This is a genomic window from Pseudomonas sp. R76 (assembly GCF_009834565.1).
Taxonomy (GTDB): domain Bacteria; phylum Pseudomonadota; class Gammaproteobacteria; order Pseudomonadales; family Pseudomonadaceae; genus Aquipseudomonas.
In genome coordinates this window covers 343,476-362,007 of sequence record NZ_CP019428.1, presented here as the reverse complement: position 1 = coordinate 362,007, position 18,532 = coordinate 343,476, and the positions used below count along the sequence as shown (strand labels likewise).

17 protein-coding genes are annotated in these 18,532 nt (G+C 60.7%); 11 read left to right on the top strand and 6 right to left on the bottom strand.

The window, feature by feature from the left end; translation table 11 throughout:
- Positions 1-93: 93 nt before the first annotated feature.
- Positions 94-996: an Hsp33 family molecular chaperone HslO gene (hslO, locus tag PspR76_RS01555; RefSeq protein WP_159953665.1), complete on the bottom strand. Its 903-nt coding sequence runs from the start codon at positions 994-996 to the stop codon at positions 94-96.
- A 125-nt stretch (positions 997-1,121) separates the two neighbouring features.
- Here hslO and PspR76_RS01550 point away from each other — a divergent pair, with 125 nt between their 5' ends.
- Positions 1,122-1,925, top strand: coding sequence for a phosphatase PAP2 family protein (locus tag PspR76_RS01550; protein ID WP_159953664.1), 804 nt, complete (start codon positions 1,122-1,124; stop codon positions 1,923-1,925).
- A 135-nt stretch (positions 1,926-2,060) separates the two neighbouring features.
- Here the strand turns inward: PspR76_RS01550 and PspR76_RS01545 are convergent, their stop codons facing one another.
- The gene (locus PspR76_RS01545; protein ID WP_159953663.1) at positions 2,061-2,468 is read right to left on the bottom strand and encodes an RNA-binding S4 domain-containing protein; all 408 of its coding nucleotides are present in this window, start codon (positions 2,466-2,468) and stop codon (positions 2,061-2,063) included.
- Between the two features lie 116 nt (positions 2,469-2,584).
- On the opposite strand from PspR76_RS01545, the gene rimA reads away from it, so the two are divergent.
- The 3 genes from rimA to rimK are packed head-to-tail and all read left to right on the top strand — an operon-like array spanning position 2,585 to position 4,762.
- Positions 2,585-3,364, top strand: coding sequence for a S6 modification regulatory phosphodiesterase RimA (gene rimA / locus PspR76_RS01540; RefSeq protein ID WP_159953662.1), 780 nt, complete (start codon positions 2,585-2,587; stop codon positions 3,362-3,364).
- 13 nt (positions 3,365-3,377) lie between these two features.
- Positions 3,378-3,860 (top strand): retropepsin-like aspartic endopeptidase RimB, encoded by a 483-nt coding sequence (rimB, locus tag PspR76_RS01535; protein ID WP_017526050.1) that lies wholly within the window; start codon positions 3,378-3,380, stop codon positions 3,858-3,860.
- Positions 3,857-4,762, top strand: coding sequence for a 30S ribosomal protein S6--L-glutamate ligase (gene rimK / locus PspR76_RS01530; protein ID WP_025855543.1), 906 nt, complete (start codon positions 3,857-3,859; stop codon positions 4,760-4,762). The genes rimB and rimK overlap by 4 nt, the downstream gene beginning before the upstream one ends.
- Positions 4,763-4,903: 141 nt before the next feature.
- Here rimK and PspR76_RS01525 read toward each other — a convergent pair whose 3' ends face one another.
- Together PspR76_RS01525 and ompR are read right to left on the bottom strand one after the other, a co-directional pair.
- Positions 4,904-6,217: an ATP-binding protein gene (locus PspR76_RS01525; protein WP_159953661.1), complete on the bottom strand. Its 1,314-nt coding sequence runs from the start codon at positions 6,215-6,217 to the stop codon at positions 4,904-4,906.
- Positions 6,218-6,334: 117 nt separating this feature from the next.
- Entirely contained in the window at positions 6,335-7,075 is a 741-nt protein-coding gene (gene ompR, locus PspR76_RS01520) for an osmolarity response regulator transcription factor OmpR (protein ID WP_053255745.1), read from the bottom strand.
- A 357-nt stretch (positions 7,076-7,432) separates the two neighbouring features.
- Between ompR and PspR76_RS01515 the strand changes: the two genes are divergently transcribed.
- The 7 genes from PspR76_RS01515 (at position 7,433) to tauD (ending at position 15,640) form a co-directional block, all read left to right on the top strand.
- Positions 7,433-9,757 (top strand): Tex family protein, encoded by a 2,325-nt coding sequence (locus PspR76_RS01515; RefSeq protein WP_159953660.1) that lies wholly within the window; start codon positions 7,433-7,435, stop codon positions 9,755-9,757.
- Positions 9,757-10,140, top strand: a complete 384-nt coding sequence (locus PspR76_RS01510; RefSeq protein ID WP_159953659.1) for a PaaI family thioesterase — start codon at positions 9,757-9,759, stop codon at positions 10,138-10,140. Before PspR76_RS01515 ends, PspR76_RS01510 begins: the two co-directional genes overlap by 1 nt.
- Before the next feature lie 214 nt (positions 10,141-10,354).
- Positions 10,355-11,938 (top strand): glutamate--cysteine ligase, encoded by a 1,584-nt coding sequence (gene gshA / locus PspR76_RS01505; protein ID WP_159953658.1) that lies wholly within the window; start codon positions 10,355-10,357, stop codon positions 11,936-11,938.
- A gap of 245 nt (positions 11,939-12,183) precedes the next feature.
- Positions 12,184-13,161 (top strand): taurine ABC transporter substrate-binding protein, encoded by a 978-nt coding sequence (tauA, locus tag PspR76_RS01500; RefSeq protein WP_056858186.1) that lies wholly within the window; start codon positions 12,184-12,186, stop codon positions 13,159-13,161.
- Between the two features lie 18 nt (positions 13,162-13,179).
- Complete coding sequence (tauB, locus tag PspR76_RS01495) at positions 13,180-13,959, top strand: taurine ABC transporter ATP-binding subunit (protein WP_159953657.1); 780 nt, start codon at positions 13,180-13,182, stop codon at positions 13,957-13,959.
- Positions 13,956-14,792, top strand: a complete 837-nt coding sequence (gene tauC, locus PspR76_RS01490; protein WP_159953656.1) for a taurine ABC transporter permease TauC — start codon at positions 13,956-13,958, stop codon at positions 14,790-14,792. The genes tauB and tauC overlap by 4 nt, the downstream gene beginning before the upstream one ends.
- 11 nt (positions 14,793-14,803) lie before the next feature.
- Positions 14,804-15,640, top strand: a complete 837-nt coding sequence (tauD, locus tag PspR76_RS01485; protein ID WP_159953655.1) for a taurine dioxygenase — start codon at positions 14,804-14,806, stop codon at positions 15,638-15,640.
- 157 nt (positions 15,641-15,797) lie between these two features.
- Here the strand turns inward: tauD and mgrA are convergent, their stop codons facing one another.
- Together mgrA and PspR76_RS01475 are read right to left on the bottom strand one after the other, a co-directional pair.
- On the bottom strand, positions 15,798-16,835 hold the full coding sequence (gene mgrA / locus PspR76_RS01480) for an L-glyceraldehyde 3-phosphate reductase (RefSeq protein ID WP_159953654.1): 1,038 nt from the start codon (positions 16,833-16,835) through the stop codon (positions 15,798-15,800).
- 108 nt (positions 16,836-16,943) lie between these two features.
- On the bottom strand, positions 16,944-18,272 hold the full coding sequence (locus PspR76_RS01475) for an OprD family outer membrane porin (RefSeq protein ID WP_159961289.1): 1,329 nt from the start codon (positions 18,270-18,272) through the stop codon (positions 16,944-16,946).
- Positions 18,273-18,532: the final 260 nt, after the last annotated feature.

The window sequence follows — 18,532 nt, the reverse complement described above, 5'->3', positions numbered from 1 at the left end:
ATTATGCCAGAAAAGCCCAAAAAGAGTAGGGCCCTCCCGTCAGAACTGCGCTAATCCGGCGTTTGTCAGGTGATTTACCTGTGCTTAAACGTTTTAGTGGCGGGTGTCAGAAGGGGTGTCGATGCCTGCGCCGGCGAATAATTGGGCTACATCGGCCGCATCGAACAGGTAACGCTGGTTGCAGAACTGGCAGTCGATCTCGATATTGCCACCGTGTTCCACCACCAGATTCTGCGCATCTTCCAGGCCCAGGCTGACCAAGGCATTCGCCGAGCGCTCGCGCGAGCAGCTGCAACGGAAGCGCAGGCCCTGTGCGTCGAACAGGCGCACGGCCTCTTCGTGGTACAGGCGATGCAGGATGGTTTCGTTGTCCAGGCCCAGCAGCTCTTCAGCGGTCAGGGTGCCGGCCAGGGCAGTCAGTTTGCGCCAGCTGTCGGTGCGCTCATCGTCATCCTTGATGCGGTCGGCCGGCAGTTGCTGCAGCAGCAGGCCACGGGCGCGTTTGCCGTCGGCATTCAGCCAGAACTTGGTGCCGACCTGCTGGGACATCACGAAATAGTTGGTGAAGCAGTCAGACAAGGTTTCGCCGTCAAGGTCGACGATGCCCTGGTAGCGCTGGCCTTCAGTCGGGTCGACGGTAATCGCCAGCACGCCGTTGGCCATCAGGTCGGACAGGGTCGCGTCCGGCGCAATGCGGTCGGCGTCGTAACGGGCCAGGCCACGGATTTCGCGCTCGCTGGAACACTCGATCATCAGCATCGGCACCGGGCCTTCGGAGCGTGCCTGCAGAATCAGCAAACCGTCGAACTTCATGGTGCCCACCAGCAGCGAAGCCGCCGCCATCAGCTCACCGAGCAGCTGCGCGACCGGCTCCGGATAGGGATGCTTGGCAAGGACTTCGGCATAGCTGCGCTCCAGCGAGACCAGTTCGCCGCGGGCGTCGTTCTCGTCGAAGATGAAGCGTTGGGTGAAGTCGGTATCCGGTAGATCAGTCATAGGTCTGGGTATCTGAATTGATGACAAATTGATTACAAGGTTTATAAAATTAACCGCTTTAGCACCATATTGGTGCGGCTTTCTCCTGGAAACGGAGAGCTAAATAGAGCGAAGAGGGACAGTTTATGAACAATCCGGGTTTGTTCCAAGCCAAGTGGAACCTCCGGCGATGGGCTCTGTGCAATCTACTCGCTATCGGCCTGCTGTGTTTTTGGCTGTGGCCCACGGGCCAGATGCTGTGTGTGATTTTCGACGAATGGCTGTTCCATCTGCTTAATGATCCACTGGCGAGCAATTCGGCATGGCTGCATGTGTGGGCTGTCGCCAGCTTGCGGCCATTTGACGCGGTGGTCGGGGTGATTCTGCTGGCGCTGTTGATTCGCGGTGACTGGGTGTTTAAAGCGGTGCAGGTGCGCCAGGCATTCTTTGGCTTTTTGGGCATTCTGCTGTTGTTGCTGTTTATCCGCATGCTGTTTTCCAAACTCGCGGCGCAGATGGGCTGGCAGCACAGCAGCCCGTCGATGGTGATCAGCGGAGCCATTCATATGAGTGACTACTTCCCAGGGCTGGAGAAAACCTGGGAACTGAAGGACCGTTCAAGCCAGAGCTTCCCCGGCGATCATGCTTCGGTACTGCTGATTTGGGGCATGTTCATGACGGTGTTTGCCAAGCGTATTGGCCAGGTGCTGGTGATCTGGGGTTTGGCGCTGCTGTTCATGATGCCGCGGCTGGTGGCGGGCGCGCATTGGGGGCAGGACGATTACATCGGCGGCGTGTTGCTGGCGCTGTTGGCACTGGGCTGGAGTTATTACACGGCGTTTGCGGCGAAGGTGTCCGGTGCGTTGTTGCGGGTGACGGCGCCGATCTTCGGGTTGCTGGGCAAGCTGCCGGTGATTGGGCGATTGAGCGTGATGCGCCAAACTGCGTAACTGCACAGGCTCAATGTGGGAGCGGGCTTGCTCGCGAAGGCGGCGTGTCAGGTTAAGCATTTCTCACTGATCCACCGCTTTCGCGAGCAAGCCCGCTCCCACATTTGATCTCCATTTGCCGGGAAATGTGCGCAATCAATCGTCATTGCCGCTGCCGCGAAACTTGAACAAATCGCGGCGCTGCTTCTTACTCGGCTTGCCATCGGTGGTCATGCCGGTGGCACCGGCCTTGCGCATGGCCGCTGCGTTTTCGCGCTTGGCAATGCTGGCTTCGGTCTCGGTGTACAGCGCCTGCGCTTCCGGTGCACCACGGCGCACAACGGAAAGCGCCTGCACCACCACGGTCTTTTCATCAAACCCTACACGAATCTGCAGTTCATCACCGACGCGCGGTTCCTTGCCCGGCTTGCAGCGTTCGCCGCGATGATGCACCTTGCCACTCTCGATGGCGGCCTTGGCCAAGGCACGGGTTTTAAAGAAACGCGCCGCCCACAGCCACTTGTCCAAACGGACTTTTTCTTCCTCTTCCTGCTTTTGAGCCACTTGAATTCCTCGCTCTGAAAAATGTCGCAACTTTACCGTTGAAGCTCTTCGACGCATAAACCCCAACGCTCACCTAAGATACGCCAGGCACCACCCTGTTTTCGCGAGGATACGCTGTGACCGACTTCCCCACTTCACTCACCTCGCCCGATCAGCGCTGCGTGGGTTGCCAGCAAAGCGAACCCCTGGGTTTCGATTTTGCGTTCGCCTATCAGCCTATCGTAGACCTTCGCGACCATTCGATCTTCGCCCATGAAGCGCTGGTGCGCGGCCCTCAGGGCGAAGGCGCGCTGTCGGTGCTGGATCAAGTCAACCAAACCAACCGTTACCGCTTCGACCAGCGCTGTCGCACCCAGGCGATTGCCGGGGCCGCAGCCTTGGGGATGCAAACCCATCTGTCGATCAACTTCATGCCCAATGCCGTGTACCGGCCGGAACTGTGCATTCGAAGCACCCTGGAGGCAGCCCGGGCGCACAACTTTCCGCTGGACCAGCTGATTTTCGAGACGCTTGAAAGCGAGCACGTAGATAACTATCGCCATTTGACCAATATTCTGCGTGAATACCGCGAATTCGGCTTCAAGACCGCCATCGACGATTTCGGCGCGGGCTATTCGGGGCTGAACCTGCTGGCCGATTTCCAACCTGACTTGATCAAACTCGACATGGCGCTGATTCGCGATGTCGACAAGGATCGTGTCCGCCAGGTCATCGTCCAGGGGATTGTCACAATCTGTGAGCAGTTGGGCGTTACTGTCATTGCCGAAGGCATCGAAAGTGCCGGCGAGCGCGACTTCCTGTCTGACTGCGGAATATTTCTGATGCAGGGTTATTGGTTCGCCAAGCCTGCATTCAAAGCCCTGGCCGAGGTTCCACCTCACGCCTGGGCGAACTGATCGGTTACCCATATTGAAGACATTTGACCATTTGACCGTTGTGGGTCTGCGTGAGTGGGTGGCACTTCCCGATTTGGGAGTGGCAGGCCTGCGCGCCAAGATCGACACCGGCGCCAGCACCTCAAGCCTGCACGCCACCGATATCGAGCCGTTTGAGCGCGATGGCGAGAAATGGGTGCGCTTTACCGCGCACCTGGGCAGCGTGGTGCAACTGCGCCACCGTCGCTGCGAAGCGCCCTTGGTGACGATGAAAACCATCAAGAGCTCCAACGGTCATGCGCAGGTGCGCTATGTGATCAGCACCACCCTGGCATTGGGTGATCGGGTGTGGCGGGTGGAGTTCACCCTCGCCTGCCGCAAAGCCATGCGTTACCGCCTGTTGCTGGGCTCCAAGGCGTTGATTGACGGCCACCTGGTGGTCAATCCCGGCGTCAAATACGTTCAAGACAAGCCGGTGTTCCCGGTCTCTACTATTTCTGCCCCAGGTGCTGCATGAAGATTGCTGTGCTGTCGCGAAACCCGCGTCTGTATTCCACCCGCCGCCTGGTTGAGGCCGGCACCGAACGTGGCCACGAAATGGTGGTGATCGACACGTTGCGTGCCTACATGAACATTGCCAGCCACAAGCCGCAGATCCATTACCGTGGCAAGCCGCTGGAAGGCTTTGATGCGGTGATCCCGCGTATCGGCGCCTCAGTGACGTTTTATGGCTGCGCGGTGTTGCGCCAGTTTGAAATGATGGGCGTATTTCCCCTGAATGAATCGGTGGCCATCGCTCGCTCGCGGGACAAGCTGCGTTCGCTGCAACTGCTGTCGCGTCGCGGCATCGGCCTGCCGGTGACGGGCTTTGCCCACTCCCCCGACGACATCCCCGATCTGATCGACATGGTCAACGGCGCGCCGCTGGTGATCAAAGTGCTCGAAGGCACCCAAGGCATCGGCGTGGTGCTGTGTGAAACCGCAACCGCGGCGGAATCGGTGATCGAGGCATTCATGGGTCTCAAGCAGAACATCATGGTGCAGGAATACATCAAGGAAGCCGGCGGTGCGGATATCCGCTGCTTCGTGGTGGGTGACAAGGTGATTGCGGCGATGAAGCGCCAGGCCAAGCCGGGGGAGTTCCGTTCCAACCTGCACCGTGGCGGCAGCGCCAGCCTGATCAAGATCACCCCGGAAGAACGCATGACCGCGCTGCGGGCGGCCAAGGTAATGGGGCTGGCCGTAGCGGGTGTGGATATCTTGCGCTCCAACCACGGGCCGTTGGTGATGGAGGTGAACTCATCGCCAGGGCTTGAAGGGATTGAGACCACCACCGGAAAGGATGTGGCGGGGATCATCATTCAGCACTTGGAGAAGAATGGTGGGCCGAATATGACGCGGACGAAGGGTAAGGGCTGATACAGAGCAAGCTTTCACACACTGCAAAACTAATGTGGGAGCGGGCTTGCTCGCGAATGCGCCGGATCAGTCAATATATCTGTTGACTGACACTCTGCCTTCGCGAGCAAGCCCGCTCCCACATTTGATTTCTGTCGCTTACTAAACCGCGTCTCTCGGCAGCATCAAGCCAAGCGGCAACCGCACGCGCGCTTCCAGGCCGCCCTCTTCGCGGTTGCGCAGTTCAACATTGCCGCCATGCATCGAGGCAATCCGCCGCACAATCGCCAGGCCCAAGCCTGTGCCCTTGCCACCGCGAGCTCGATCGCCACGGGTGAACGGGTTGAAAATTCCTTCCAGTTCCGCCGGGTCGATGCCCGTGCCACGGTCCATCACACTCAGCACCACATACGGCGCAGCACTGTCGCCGGACACATACGCCGCCACTTCAACATCGGAACCGGCATGGTGCAAGGCATTGCCGATCAAGTTGTTCAACAGGCGCTTCATCGACACCCGGCGCAACGCGAACGGCTGGATCGGCTCCAGGCGCATACGCACTTGTTCGCCGTTCTGGTTGTAGGGCGCCACGACCTCACGCACCAGGTCCGTGAGATCGACTTCTTCCACGACCTCATCGCGGCCATCCCGGATGAACGCCAGGAACTGATCGAGAATCGCGTCCATGTCCTCGATGTCACGCACCATGTCATCGGTCAGGTCGTTATGGTTGCCCATCAATTCCAGGGACAGCCGCAACCGCGTCAACGGCGTGCGCAGGTCGTGGGACACGCCCGCCAGCATCAGCTCGCGCTCGCGGCCGGCCTGTTCGACATCTTCGGCCATCTGGTTGAAGGCGCCGTACACTTCGGTCATCTCACTGGGCGTGTCGCTGACCGGCAGGCGCACACTGCGGCCCTGCCCCAGTTGGCGCGCTGCGAATACCAGGCGTTTGAGCGGCTGGTTAAGCTGACGCACGAAAATCCACGCAGACGCCGTTGAAAGCAGCCCGATGGCGAGGAACCAGCCCAGCACGTTCCAGATCTTCTGGCCCCGCAACGGGTGCGGGTACAGCGGCACTTTCAGCCAATCCTGGCCCAGGCTCGGTGCCCGCACCCATAACGCCGGTGACACATGCATACGCAGCCGCACCTCGGTGTCTTCACCCAGTTCGGCCTGCATCTGGCGCTGGTAAATCTCACTGTAAGGCCAATGCTGCTCGCCTTCCGGCACCCCTGCGCCGGCTACACGCACCAGGGTAGCGGCCTTGGCGATCTTTTCGCGGTTCTCAGGATCGGCCGCCCAATAGGCGCGCAGCGTCAGGGCGACGCCGTGGCTGTACTGCCTGTCTACCAGCACGTCTTCGTTCATCAACAGATAAACCAGCGTGAGTGCCTTGGAAAACAGAACGACGATCAGCACCAGCCAAAGGGTGCGTGAGAAGAAACTTTGCGGGAACCACAACGGGGTTTTCATAGGAGACTGCCAGACAGCTTGCAGAAACGAGCGGCGCTCGCAGAAATGCAGACGCCGGGCAGCCCGTTGACCCTTATGGAGTCAAACGCCGGGCTGCCCGCGCCTGCAAATCATCGATTACTTGGTTGCAGTGCCATCCGGCACAAACACATAACCCACGCCCCACACCGTCTGGATATAACGCGGCTTGGACGGGTCCGGCTCGATCATGCGGCGCAGACGGGAAATCTGCACGTCGATGGAGCGCTCCAGGGCGTCCCATTCCCGACCACGGGCCAGGTTCATCAGCTTATCGCGCGTCAGCGGTTGGCGAGCGTTCATCACCAGAGCCTTGAGCACGGCGAATTCGCCGGTGGTCAGCATGTGCACTTCTTCGCCACGCTTGAGCTCACGGGTTGCCAGCGACAGTTCGTAGTCGCCAAAGGTGACGCTTTCATCTTCGCTGCCCGGCGCGCCCGGGACCGGGGCAGCCTGGCGGCGCAATACGGCTTTGACCCGTGCCATCAGCTCGTCCGGATTGAACGGCTTGGCCAGGTAGTCATCAGCGCCCAGCTCGAGGCCCTTGATGCGGCTCAGCTCATCGCCCTTGGCGGTGAGCATGATGATTGGAATCTGGTTGTTCGCACCGCGCAGGCGTTTGCAGGCGGTGAGGCCGTCTTCGCCGGGCAGCATCAGGTCGAGCACGACCAGATTGAACACTTCACGCCCCAACAGGCGGTCCATCTGCTCGGTGTTCGGCACCGCGCGGGCACGGTAGCCCTTGGAGTTGAAGAAGCGCTCCAGCAGGCTGCTCAGCCCCGGATCGTCGTCAACGATGAGAATTTTTTCGCCTTCAGCAGTTTGTGCAGTGCTGCTCATTAGATGCTCCTCTTATCTCGGCGCGCATTATGGCGTAGCTGCCGTTATACGCACCGTGTGCATTGTTAGCAGATTTTTCCTCTACCGCCAGCGAACCCTTACCCTGCAACCTGCGGCGCATTCCCCACCCGAGGCGGAACGCTGGTTATAATGCGCCGCCTTTGTGCAGGGTAATGTCAGACTTTACTGCTTACTGCCTTATTCGTTTTTTTCAGCGGCGGGCAGCAAATTTCCGATTTCGAGGGTCAATAGGCAGCCTCTTGACCCAGGCAGCGGCGCCAGACGGGCCGCTCAACCAGCCTCGCAAGGCCTTGTTTTCCGGGCCTGCGAGCTGCTTTCAGAATTTCAGGTGGTTTTATGGACAGCATCAACAGCCGCATCGCCGAGGAACTCGGTGTACGCCCACAACAGGTCGAAGCGGCCGTCGCTCTACTGGATGAGGGCTCCACGGTGCCCTTCATCGCCCGTTACCGTAAAGAAGTGACCGGCAGCCTCGACGACACCCAGTTGCGTCACCTGGAAGAGCGCCTGCGCTACCTGCGAGAACTCGACGAACGGCGTATCAGCATCCTCGCCAGCATCGAGGAACAAGGCAAGCTAACCCCGCAACTGGAACGCGACATCAAGCTCGCCGACACCAAAACGCGCCTCGAAGACCTTTACCTGCCGTACAAACAGAAGCGCCGCACCAAGGGCCAGATCGCCCTGGAAGCCGGCCTGGGCGACCTGGCCGACGGCCTGTTCAACGACCCGTCGCTGACCCCGGAAACCGAAGCCGCGCGCTTCATCGACGCAGAAAAAGGCGTCGCCGACGTCAAGGCTGCCCTCGAAGGCGCCAAGTACATCCTGATGGAGCGCTTCGCCGAGAACGCCGGCCTGCTGGAAAAACTGCGCACCTACCTCAAGCAGGAAGCCACCCTCAGCGCCCGCGTCATCGCCGGCAAAGAGGAAGAAGGCGCCAAGTTCCGCGACTATTTCGAACACGACGAACCGCTCAAGAGCATGCCGTCCCACCGTGCGCTGGCGATTTTCCGCGGCCGCAACGAAGGCATTCTCAGCTCCGCACTGAAAGTCGGTGACGAGCTGCCGGGCACCATGCACCCGTGCGAAGGCATGATCGGTCAACAATTCGGCATCCAGAATCAGAACCGTCCTGCGGATAAATGGCTCGGTGAAGTCGTGCGCTGGACCTGGAAGGTCAAGCTCTACACCCACCTCGAAACCGACCTGCTCGGCGAACTGCGCGACGGCGCCGAAACCGAGGCGATCAACGTTTTCGCCCACAACCTGCATGACCTGCTGCTGGCCGCCCCGGCCGGCCCGCGCGCAACCCTGGGCCTCGACCCCGGCCTGCGCACCGGCTGCAAGGTCGCGGTGGTCGACTCCACCGGCAAATTGCTCGACCACGCCACCGTGTACCCACACGTGCCGCACAACAAGTGGGATCAGACCCTGGCCATCCTGGCTGCCCTGTGCGCCAAGCACTCGGTGGACCTGATCGCCATCGGCAACGGCACCGCCAGCCGTGAAACCGACAAGTTGGCCGCCGAGCTGATCAAAAAATACCCAGCCATGAAGATGACCAAGGTGATGGTCTCCGAGGCCGGCGCGTCGGTGTATTCGGCGTCGGAACTGGCTTCCAAGGAATTCCCGGACCTCGACGTGTCGATCCGTGGCGCCGTCTCCATCGCCCGTCGCCTGCAGGATCCGCTGGCCGAGCTGGTGAAGATCGACCCTAAATCCATCGGCGTCGGCCAGTACCAGCACGACGTGTCGCAGCTGAAACTGGCGCGCGGCCTGGACGCGGTGGTGGAAGACTGCGTGAACAAGGTCGGCGTGGACGTGAACACCGCCTCGGTGGCACTGCTGGCCCGTATCTCCGGCCTGAACACCACACTGGCGCAGAACATCGTCACTCACCGTGACGAAAACGGCGCGTTCAAAACCCGCGCGGCGCTGAAAAAAGTCGCTCGTCTGGGTGAAAAAACCTTTGAACAGGCCGCCGGCTTCCTGCGCGTGATGAACGGCGACAACCCGCTGGACGCCTCGGCGGTTCACCCGGAAGCCTACCCGCTGGTGCAACGCATTGCCGCCGAGACCGACCGCGATATCCGCTCGCTGATCGGCGACGCCGCGTTCCTCAAGCGCCTGGACCCTAAGAAGTACACCGACGAAACCTTCGGTGTGCCGACCATCACCGACATCCTGCAAGAGCTGGAAAAACCTGGCCGCGACCCGCGTCCCGAGTTCAAGACCGCCGAGTTCCAGGACGGCGTCGAAGACCTCAAGGACCTGCAGTTGGGCATGATCCTCGAAGGCGTGGTCACCAACGTGACCAACTTCGGCGCCTTTGTGGACATCGGCGTGCATCAGGACGGTTTGGTGCATATCTCTGCGCTTTCGGAGAAGTTCATCAAAGACCCACGCGAAGCGGTGAAAGCCGGTGATGTGGTCAAGGTCAAAGTGATGGAAGTTGATATCCCGCGCAAACGCGTGGGCCTGTCGATGCGCATGAGCGACACCCCCGGCGAGAAAATCGACGGTGCCCGTGGCGCACGCCCAGGTTCGGCGCCGCGTCAGTCGCAAAACAACGCGCCACGCAAAGAAACCGCCACCGCAGCGCCGAGCAACAACGCCATGGCGTCGCTGTTTGCCAATGCCAAACAGTTGAAGAAACGTTGATGGAAATCCCGGCCGGTTTGACCCAGAGCGCGTTCAGCGAACTGATCGGCTGCCGCCTTCAACGCCTTGAAGAAGGCGTTGCCGAGGTGGCCCTGACCCTGGAGCCGCACCTGCGCAACCGCGCGGGCAAGCTCCATGGCGGGGCAATTTTCAGCCTGGTGGACATCACCATGGGGCTGGCCTGTTCCAGCGCCCATGGTTTCGACCAGCAGAGCGCGACCATCGAGTGCAAAATCAACTATATCCGCGCCGTGTCGGATGGCGATGTGTTGTGCACCAGCCGCGTGATTCACGCTGGCCGACGTACGTTGGTGGTGGAGGCGGACGTGTTTCAGGACGAAAAACTGGTCGCAAAAGCACAAGGCACCTTCGCTGTCCTATAGCTCCCCGCCCTCGATTTGAGTTAATTTCGGCGCTGCGACAACAGCGTCGGAATTTTCTTGCTGCGCTATAGCCCAATTCATGGAGTGAAGTAGGCTTTTCCAAAGCGGGTCAAATCGACTCAAAACCAGGCGATAACGCCAGTTTCAACTTCACCCTTGTAGACCGTCCTGCCCACCCCCATATTGGGGCGACTGACGCGTGAAGGAATCCAACTTGAGCGAACTTCTCAACCGCCGCCTGGCCTTGCTCGGCAAGCGCGAACACCTCTCCCTGCTAGAGCAGTGCTTGCACGGCATCGAGCGCGAATGCCTACGCGTCACCGGTGAGGGTCGCCTGGCACAAACGCCGCACCCCGAAGCCTTGGGCGCCGCGCTGACCAACGAATTGATCACCACCGACTACTCGGAATCGCTGCTGGAGTTCATCACTCCCGCCCTGCCCAACCCGGCCGATACCCTGAGCAGCCTGGACAAGATCCATCGCTTTGCCTACAGCAAGCTCGGCAACGAGTACCTGTGGAGCCCTTCGATGCCGTGCCCGTTGCCGGCCGAAGAAGACATTCCGATTGCCTACTACGGCACCTCCAATATCGGCCAGCTCAAGTACGTGTACCGCAAGGGCCTGGCCCTGCGCTACGGCAAGACCATGCAGTGCATTGCCGGCATCCACTACAATTTTTCGCTGCCGGAAGAGTTGTGGCCGCTGCTCAAGGCGACTGAAGGTTTCGTCGGCACCGATCGCGACTACCAGTCCACAGCCTATATCGCGCTGATCCGTAACTTCCGCCGCTACAGCTGGCTTTTGATGTACCTGTTCGGTGCCTCACCGGCCCTGGACGCCGGTTTCCTGCGCGGTCGTTCGCACCAGTTGGAAGTGCTCGACGCCGACACGCTGTACCTGCCGTACGCCACCAGCCTGCGCATGAGCGACCTGGGTTACCAGAGCAACGCCCAGGCCGGCCTGACGCCGTGCTACAACGATTTGAGCAGCTACACCGACAGCCTGCGCGAAGCGGTGGCAACGCCCTACGCGCCATACGTCGAAGTCGGCACGCATAAGGACGGTGAGTGGGTTCAGCTCAACACCAACATCCTGCAGATCGAAAACGAGTACTACTCCAACATCCGCCCCAAGCGTGTGACTTATACCGGCGAGCGGCCGATCCAGGCGCTGATGGCGCGTGGCATCCAGTACATCGAAGTGCGTTGCCTGGACATCAACCCGTTCCTGCCGATGGGCATCGACCTGCCGGAGTCGCGTTTCCTCGACGCGTTCCTGCTGTATTGCGCACTGAACGACAGCCCGCTGTTCGCCAACAACGAGTGCGGCAACGCCACCTCCAACTTCCTCAGCGTGGTCAAGGAAGGCCGTCGCCCAGGCCTGCAATTGCAGCGTCAGGGCCAGCCTGTGGACATGAAGGAATGGGCCACCGAGTTGCTGGAGCAGATTGCGCCGTTGGCGGCGTTGCTGGATGAGAGCCACGGCATCACCGAGCACAGCCAGGCGCTGGACGCCCAACTGGCGAAGGTCAAGGATTCGTCCCTGACGCCGTCGGCCCAGGTGTTGGCGGCAATGGCCGAGCGCAAGGAGAGTTTTGCGCAGTTCTCCCTGCACCAGAGCGAGGTGCATGCCGAGTACTTCCGTAAAGAGCCGTTGGCGGCAGAAGAGCAGGCGCGTTTTGAAACGTTGGCGCGCACTTCGCTGGCGCAGCAGGCGGAGCTGGAACAGAACGAAGTCGGCGATTTTGATGTGTTTGTCGGGTCGTATCAGGCGAGCATTCTGGCGATCAGCAACTAGAAGTCTTGCACAAAACCCTGTGGGAGCGGGCTTGCTCGCGAATGCGGTGGATCAGTCGAAATATTTAGTGACTGACACTCCGCATTCGCGAGCAAGCCCGCTCCCACATTTGGCCTGTGCGAACTCGAGGTTTGCGCTTACTTCCTCTCATAAGCTAATTCGAAAATGTTATTTATTTTCGGATTCTTAGATCATTTAGTCTCCTCACACGCCGACCCTCGGCCGCCTGATTGAGGAGCTTCCCCTTGAAACTGTTAACCCCTCTGCGCCTCTTGGCCGCATTGTCCCTGGCCGGTGCCAGCCTGTTTGCCCAGGCGGCGGATGTAACCATCGCTTACCAGACCACCGTGGACCCGGCGAAAGTCGCCCAGGCCGACGGCGCATACGAAAAAGCCACCAACGCCAAAATCGACTGGCGCAAATTCGACAATGGCGCCGACATCATCGCCGCCATCGCCTCCGGTGATGTGCAGATCGGCTACCTCGGCTCCAGCCCCCTGACCGCAGCCGTGACCCGCAAAGTTCCGGTGGAAACCTTCCTCGTCGCCACCCAGATCGGCGGCGCCGAAGCCCTGGTGGCGCGCAACGGTTCGGGGATCAACAGCCCGCAGGACCTGATCGGCAAAAAGATCGCCGTGCCGTTCGTGTCCACCGGCCACTACAGCCTGCTGGCCGCGCTCAAGCACTGGAACATCGACCCGTCGAAAGTGACCATCCTCAACCTCGCGCCACCGGCCATCATCGCCGCCTGGAAACGCGGTGATATCGACGCCACCTACGTGTGGGACCCAGCCCTGGGCGTGGCCAAGGAAAACGGCAAGGTGCTGATCACCTCCGGCGAGCTGGCCAAGTTCGGCGCGCCGACCTTCGACGCCTGGATCGTGCGCAAAGACTTCGCCGAGAAACACCCGGAAATCGTCACCGCCTTCGCCAAAGTCACGCTGGATGCCTACGCCGCGTACCGCAAAGACCCACAAGCCTGGCTCGCCGACAAAGGCAACGTCGACAAACTGGTGAAACTCTCCGGCGCCAAGGCCAGTGACATCCCACTGCTGCTGCAAGGCAACGTCTACCCGCTGGCCGCTGACCAAGTGACCCTGCTGGGCGCACCGACCACCAAGGCAGTGACTGACACCGCCGCGTTCCTCAAGGAACAAGGCAAGGTCGACGCTGTGCTGCCGGACTACGCCCCTTACGTCAGCGCCAAGTTCATCACCAACTGATTTAAGGAGTTCATTGCGATGGCCTTGCTACAACTGGAGCGCATCAGCGCACAGTACCCAGGCGCCACAGAACCGGTACTGTCTGACATTTCACTCGACCTTGGGCCCCAGCAATTGCTGGTGGCCCTCGGCCCGTCCGGCAGTGGCAAGACCTCGCTGTTGAACCTGATTGCCGGTTTCGTCGAGCCTTCTGCCGGGCGCATCACCCTTGATGGCGTGCCGGTCAAAGGCCCGAGTGCCGAGCGTGGCGTGGTGTTCCAGGACGACGCCCTGCTGCCCTGGCAGGACGTGCTCGCCAACGTCGGTTTCGGCCTCGAGCTGGCTGGCGTACCCAAGGCGCAACGCGAAGTGCGCGCCAAGGAAATGCTCGCCCTGGTCGACCTGGCGGGATTTGACAACCGCCGCATCTGGCAACTGTCCGGTGGTCAGAAACAACGTGTGGGCCTGGCCCGCGCCCTGGCAGCCGACCCGCGCGTCTTGCTGATGGACGAGCCCTTCGGCGCCCTCGATGCCTTCACCCGCGAACAAATGCAGGAGCTGCTGCTGCAAGTCTGGCGGCGCACAGCCAAGCCGGTGTTCCTGATTACCCACGACATTGAAGAGGCGGTGTTCCTCGCCACCGATTTGATCCTGCTGGCGCCCAACCCGGGCCAAATCGTCGAGCGTCTGCACCTGGACTTCGGCCAGCGCTACGCCGCCGGTGAGTCGGCGCGGGCGATCAAGTCCGACCCGCGCTTTATCGAAACCCGTGAACACGTGCTGGGCAAAGTGTTCTCGCAACGGCAGGTGTCCGCATGAGCAGTTACGAACTCCCCGTCACCGCCGCCAAGCCGGTGGCCCACCCCGTGATTCCGGTGCGTCGCAGCCTGAGCACACGCTGGATCAGCGTACTTACCTTGGTCGCCTTGCTGGCGATCTGGTGGGCGGTGACCGCCACGGGCTTGATCGAACCGCTATTCCTGCCGCCACCGTCCGCCGTGCTGCAAAAAGGCTGGCTGCTGGCGACCACGGGCTACATGGATTCCACCTTGTGGCAGCACTTGGGCGCAAGCCTGCAGCGCATTGGTCTGGGTCTCGGCTTTGCGGTGCTGACGGCCGTGCCGGTGGGCATTGCCATTGGCGCAAACCGTATCGCACGCGGCATTCTCGACCCGCTGATTGAGTTCTATCGGCCGATTCCGCCGCTGGCCTATCTGCCGCTGATCGTGATCTGGTGCGGCATCGGCGAGCTGTCCAAGGTACTGCTGATTTACCTGGCGATCTTCGCGCCCATTGCCATCGCCACCGCGACCGGCGTGCGCACCGTCGACCCGGCCAAATTGCGCGCTGCGCAGTCGTTGGGTGCCACCCGTGCCCAGCTGATTCGCCATGTAATCCTGCCGAGCGCCCTGCCCGACATTCTGACCGGCGTGCGCATCGGCCTCGGTGTGGGCTGGTCGACATTGGTAGCGGCCGAGTTGATCGCGGCCACCAGCGGCTTGGGTTTCATGGTGCAGTCGGCGGCGCAGTTCCTCGTCACCGACGTTGTAGTGCTGGGGATTTTGGTGATCGCCCTGATCGCCTTCGCCATGGAAATGGGCCTGCGCGCCCTGCAGCGTAAATTGGTGCCTTGGCATGGCCAGGCACACTGAGTGAGAACAGCATGAGCAGCCTGACCGTTACCCCGATAAGCACCGCCCTGGGCGCCCTGATCAGCGGTGTCGATATCACCCGGCCGCTGAACCCCGAAGAACGTGACGCCATCGAGCACGCGCTGCTCGAGCACTCGGTGCTGTTCTTCAGAGGCCAAGCCATCACCCCGCAGCAACAGGCGCGGTTCGCGGCGAACTTTGGTGACCTGCACATTCACCCGATTTACCCCAATGTGCCGGAACAGCCTGAAGTGCTGATCCTCGACACCGCCGTGACCGACGTGCGCGACAACGCGGTATGGCACACCGACGTGACCTTCCTGCCCACTCCCGCCCTCGGCGCGGTGCTCAGCGCCAAGCTGCTGCCGGCGTTTGGTGGCGACACGTTGTGGGCCAGCGGCATTGCGGCGTATGAAGCGCTGTCAGAGCCATTCAAGCGCTTGCTTGATGGCTTGACGGCGACTCACGATTTCACCAAATCCTTCCCGCTGGAGCGCTTTGGCAACACTGCCGAAGACTTGGCGCGCTGGGAAGAAACCCGCAAGAAAAACCCGCCGCTGTCGCACCCGGTGGTGCGTACGCATCCGGTGAGCGGGCGCAAATCGCTGTTTGTCAGTGATGGGTTTACGACGAAAATCAATGAGCTGGAACCGGCCGAAAGCGAAGCCATCCTCAAGCTGTTGTTTGCTCACGCGACTCGGCCGGAATTCACCATCCGCTGGCGCTGGCAGGAGCATGACGTAGCGTTCTGGGATAACCGCGTGACGCAGCATTACGCGGTGGATGACTACCGACCGCAACGCCGCGTGATGCATCGCGCCACGATCCTGGGCGACGTGCCTTTTTAGGGCCAGGCCACTACCAAATGTGGGAGCTGGCTTGCCTGCGATAGCGGTAAACCAGCCACTACTTCACCAACTGACCCACCGCCATCGCGGGCAAGCCCGGCTCCCACAGTGTTCGAGCAGATCGTTCCCACGCTCTGCGTGGGAACGATCGGGTGGGTTACTCAGCGGTGGATGGCTTTTCCCACAAGTTAATCCCACCTTCCTGCGCAAACCGGTCAATCTCCGCCAGCTCTTCGGCACTGAAGCTCAGGTTCTTCAACGCGCCGACGTTCTCGATGATTTGCTCCGGCCGGCTCGCGCCGATCAGTGCACTGGTCACCCGAGGGTCACGCAGGGTCCAGGCCAACGCCAGTTGCGCCAGGCTCTGGCCGCGACGCTTGGCGATTTCATTCAGCGCGCGCACGTGGGCGATGTTGGCGTCGGACAGGTGCTTGGCTTGCAGCGAACCACCCCCTGGACGATTAACCCGCGCATCAGCCGGTACGCCGTTGAGGTACTTGTCGGTCAGCAAACCCTGGGCCAGCGGCGTGAACGCAATCACCCCGGCACCGAGTTCTTCGGTGGTGTCCAGCAGGTCTTTTTCCACCCAGCGGTTGAGCAGGTTGTAAGCCGGTTGGTGGATCAGCAGCGGCACTTTCCATTCTTGAAGCAGCGCCGCCATCTCACGGGTTTTCACGCCGGAATACGACGAGATACCGATGTACAACGCCTTGCCCTGTTGCACGGCCGTGGCGAGGGCGCTGGCGGTTTCTTCCAGCGGGGTGTCGGCGTCGAAACGGTGGGAATAGAAAATATCCACATAGTCGACGCCCAGGCGTTGCAGGCTCTGGTCCAGGCTCGCCAATACGTATTTGCGCGAACCGCCGCCCTGGCCGTAAGGGCCGGGCCACATGTCCCAGCCGGCTTTGCTGGAGATGATCAATTCATCGCGATAGTGCTTGAAGTCTTCGCGCAGCAAACGGCCGAAGTTGATCTCGGCGCTGCCGTAGGGCGGGCCGTAGTTGTTGGCCAGGTCGAAGTGGTTGATCCCCAGGTCGAACGCGGTACGCAGCAAGGCGCGCTGGGTGTCGATCGGGGTGCTGTCGCCAAAGTTGTGCCACAGCCCCAGGGACAGTGCAGGCAGCACCAATCCACTGCGGCCTACGCGGCGATAAGGGATAGATTCATAGCGGTTTTCGGCAGCAATGTACGTCATCGAATCCTCTCTGGGCTTAGGGCAAATAAGGCCTGGGAATAAGGTTATTCCCAGGCCTTTTAACCAGCTGAATCGCTTAACTATGCCCTTCTCTTTTACAGCAATTCCCTACCAAAGTGGAACGACGTAGCTCACATAGAAGCGGTTTTCATCCTGCACGGTGGCGCCGGTAATATCCGGGCTGGCATGGGCATTTTTCCAGGTTACGCCCAGGCCTTTGAGGGTGCCGGTGGGTACTTGGTAGGCCACGGCAATGTTGCGTTCCCATTCGCTGGTGGTGCCTTGCGCCGTGCGGATGTCATCGCCGTGTGCGTAGGCCGCAGAGAACGTCAGGCCGGTGAGGCCGAGCTTGCCGAAATCATATTTGTACTGCGCCAGCCAGGTGCGTTCGCCGGCGTGCTGAAATTTGTTCAACTGCATATTGGTCAGCGCCGGGGTGTCGGCGCCCGAGCCTGGGCCCTGGCGCGCGTCGCCGCTGTTCAGGCCGGAATCCAGGTACGGGAAGTCGCTGTCGCCGCTGTTTTTCTGGATACCGAGGCCCACGGTGTGACCGTCCAGGCTGTAACTCTCAAGCAAGCTGGCGGTGGTCTGGTTGATGCGGCCTTTGCTGGTGCCGTCACCGTAGAGGCCGGCGCCGGCAAAGTCCTTGTCGCCATCGGCGTTGGCGCCGACACCCAGGCTGCGGAACACGCGCACATCAGTGTCGAATGCACCCACGGCCACCGCGTCATGACGCTTGGCGCCGAGGAAAAACTGCTGGTAGTAATCCTCAAGGTTGGAATACCACAGGCTCACGGTGGTGTTCTGGATGCCGGTGTAGTCCGCACCGCCGAACAGGAAGCGATCGCTCTCTTTGGTGCCGCCGGCGGTGATCATGCCCTGGTCGCCGGTTTCGTTGCGGATCTTGGTCTTGAAGATATCGCCGCCGGTGAAGGTGAAGTCGGTAAGGTCCTTGGACACCAGTTGCACACCGGTATTGGTCTGCTGGTACAGGCGGCCGTCGGTGTTGGCCAGCACCGGGTTGTTGCCGTACAGCGTGCCAACACGCAATTCATCCTTGGCGAAACGCATCTTGAATGTGGGGCTGAGTACCCCGAACTGGTCGGCGGATTTGCCGTTGTCCAGCGGGAACATGCTGCCGGGGTAGCGGCCCTGGTGATCCTTGTCGTTAAGATCGCCACCGGAGTCGAGTTTCAAGCCGTAGAACGCCTGCAGATCGAGGCCGAAACCGACCGGCCCATCGGTGAAGCCGGACTTGAAGTTGAACTCGAAACCCTGGCCCCAATCACGCACGCTGTGGGCCTTGGCATTGCTGTTGACCACATCACGCCCCTGCTGATTGAGGTAGCGATTGAGCAGGGTCACATCGGCGTGGCTGTCGTCGATAAAATCGGCGTGGGCGGACAGCATAAAGCTCGCCATAGCGGCACCCACCATGGGGCTTATTAACGTCTTCATTGTTACCGGTCTCCGTCACTGTTCTGAAATGAAAGCGTCAAACGCTTCACACAATTACGCAGTGGCCAGATGACAGTTCGGAGTCAAACCAGGGTTTCGACGAATGAAATTAAATTTAAAAAAAGCCCGGTAGAACGGGGCTTTACGAGCTTTTTTGTGGGAGCGGGCTTGCCCGCGATGCAGTCAACTCGGTGTCTCTCAAACACCGAGCATGATCGTTCCCACGCTCTGCGTGGGAA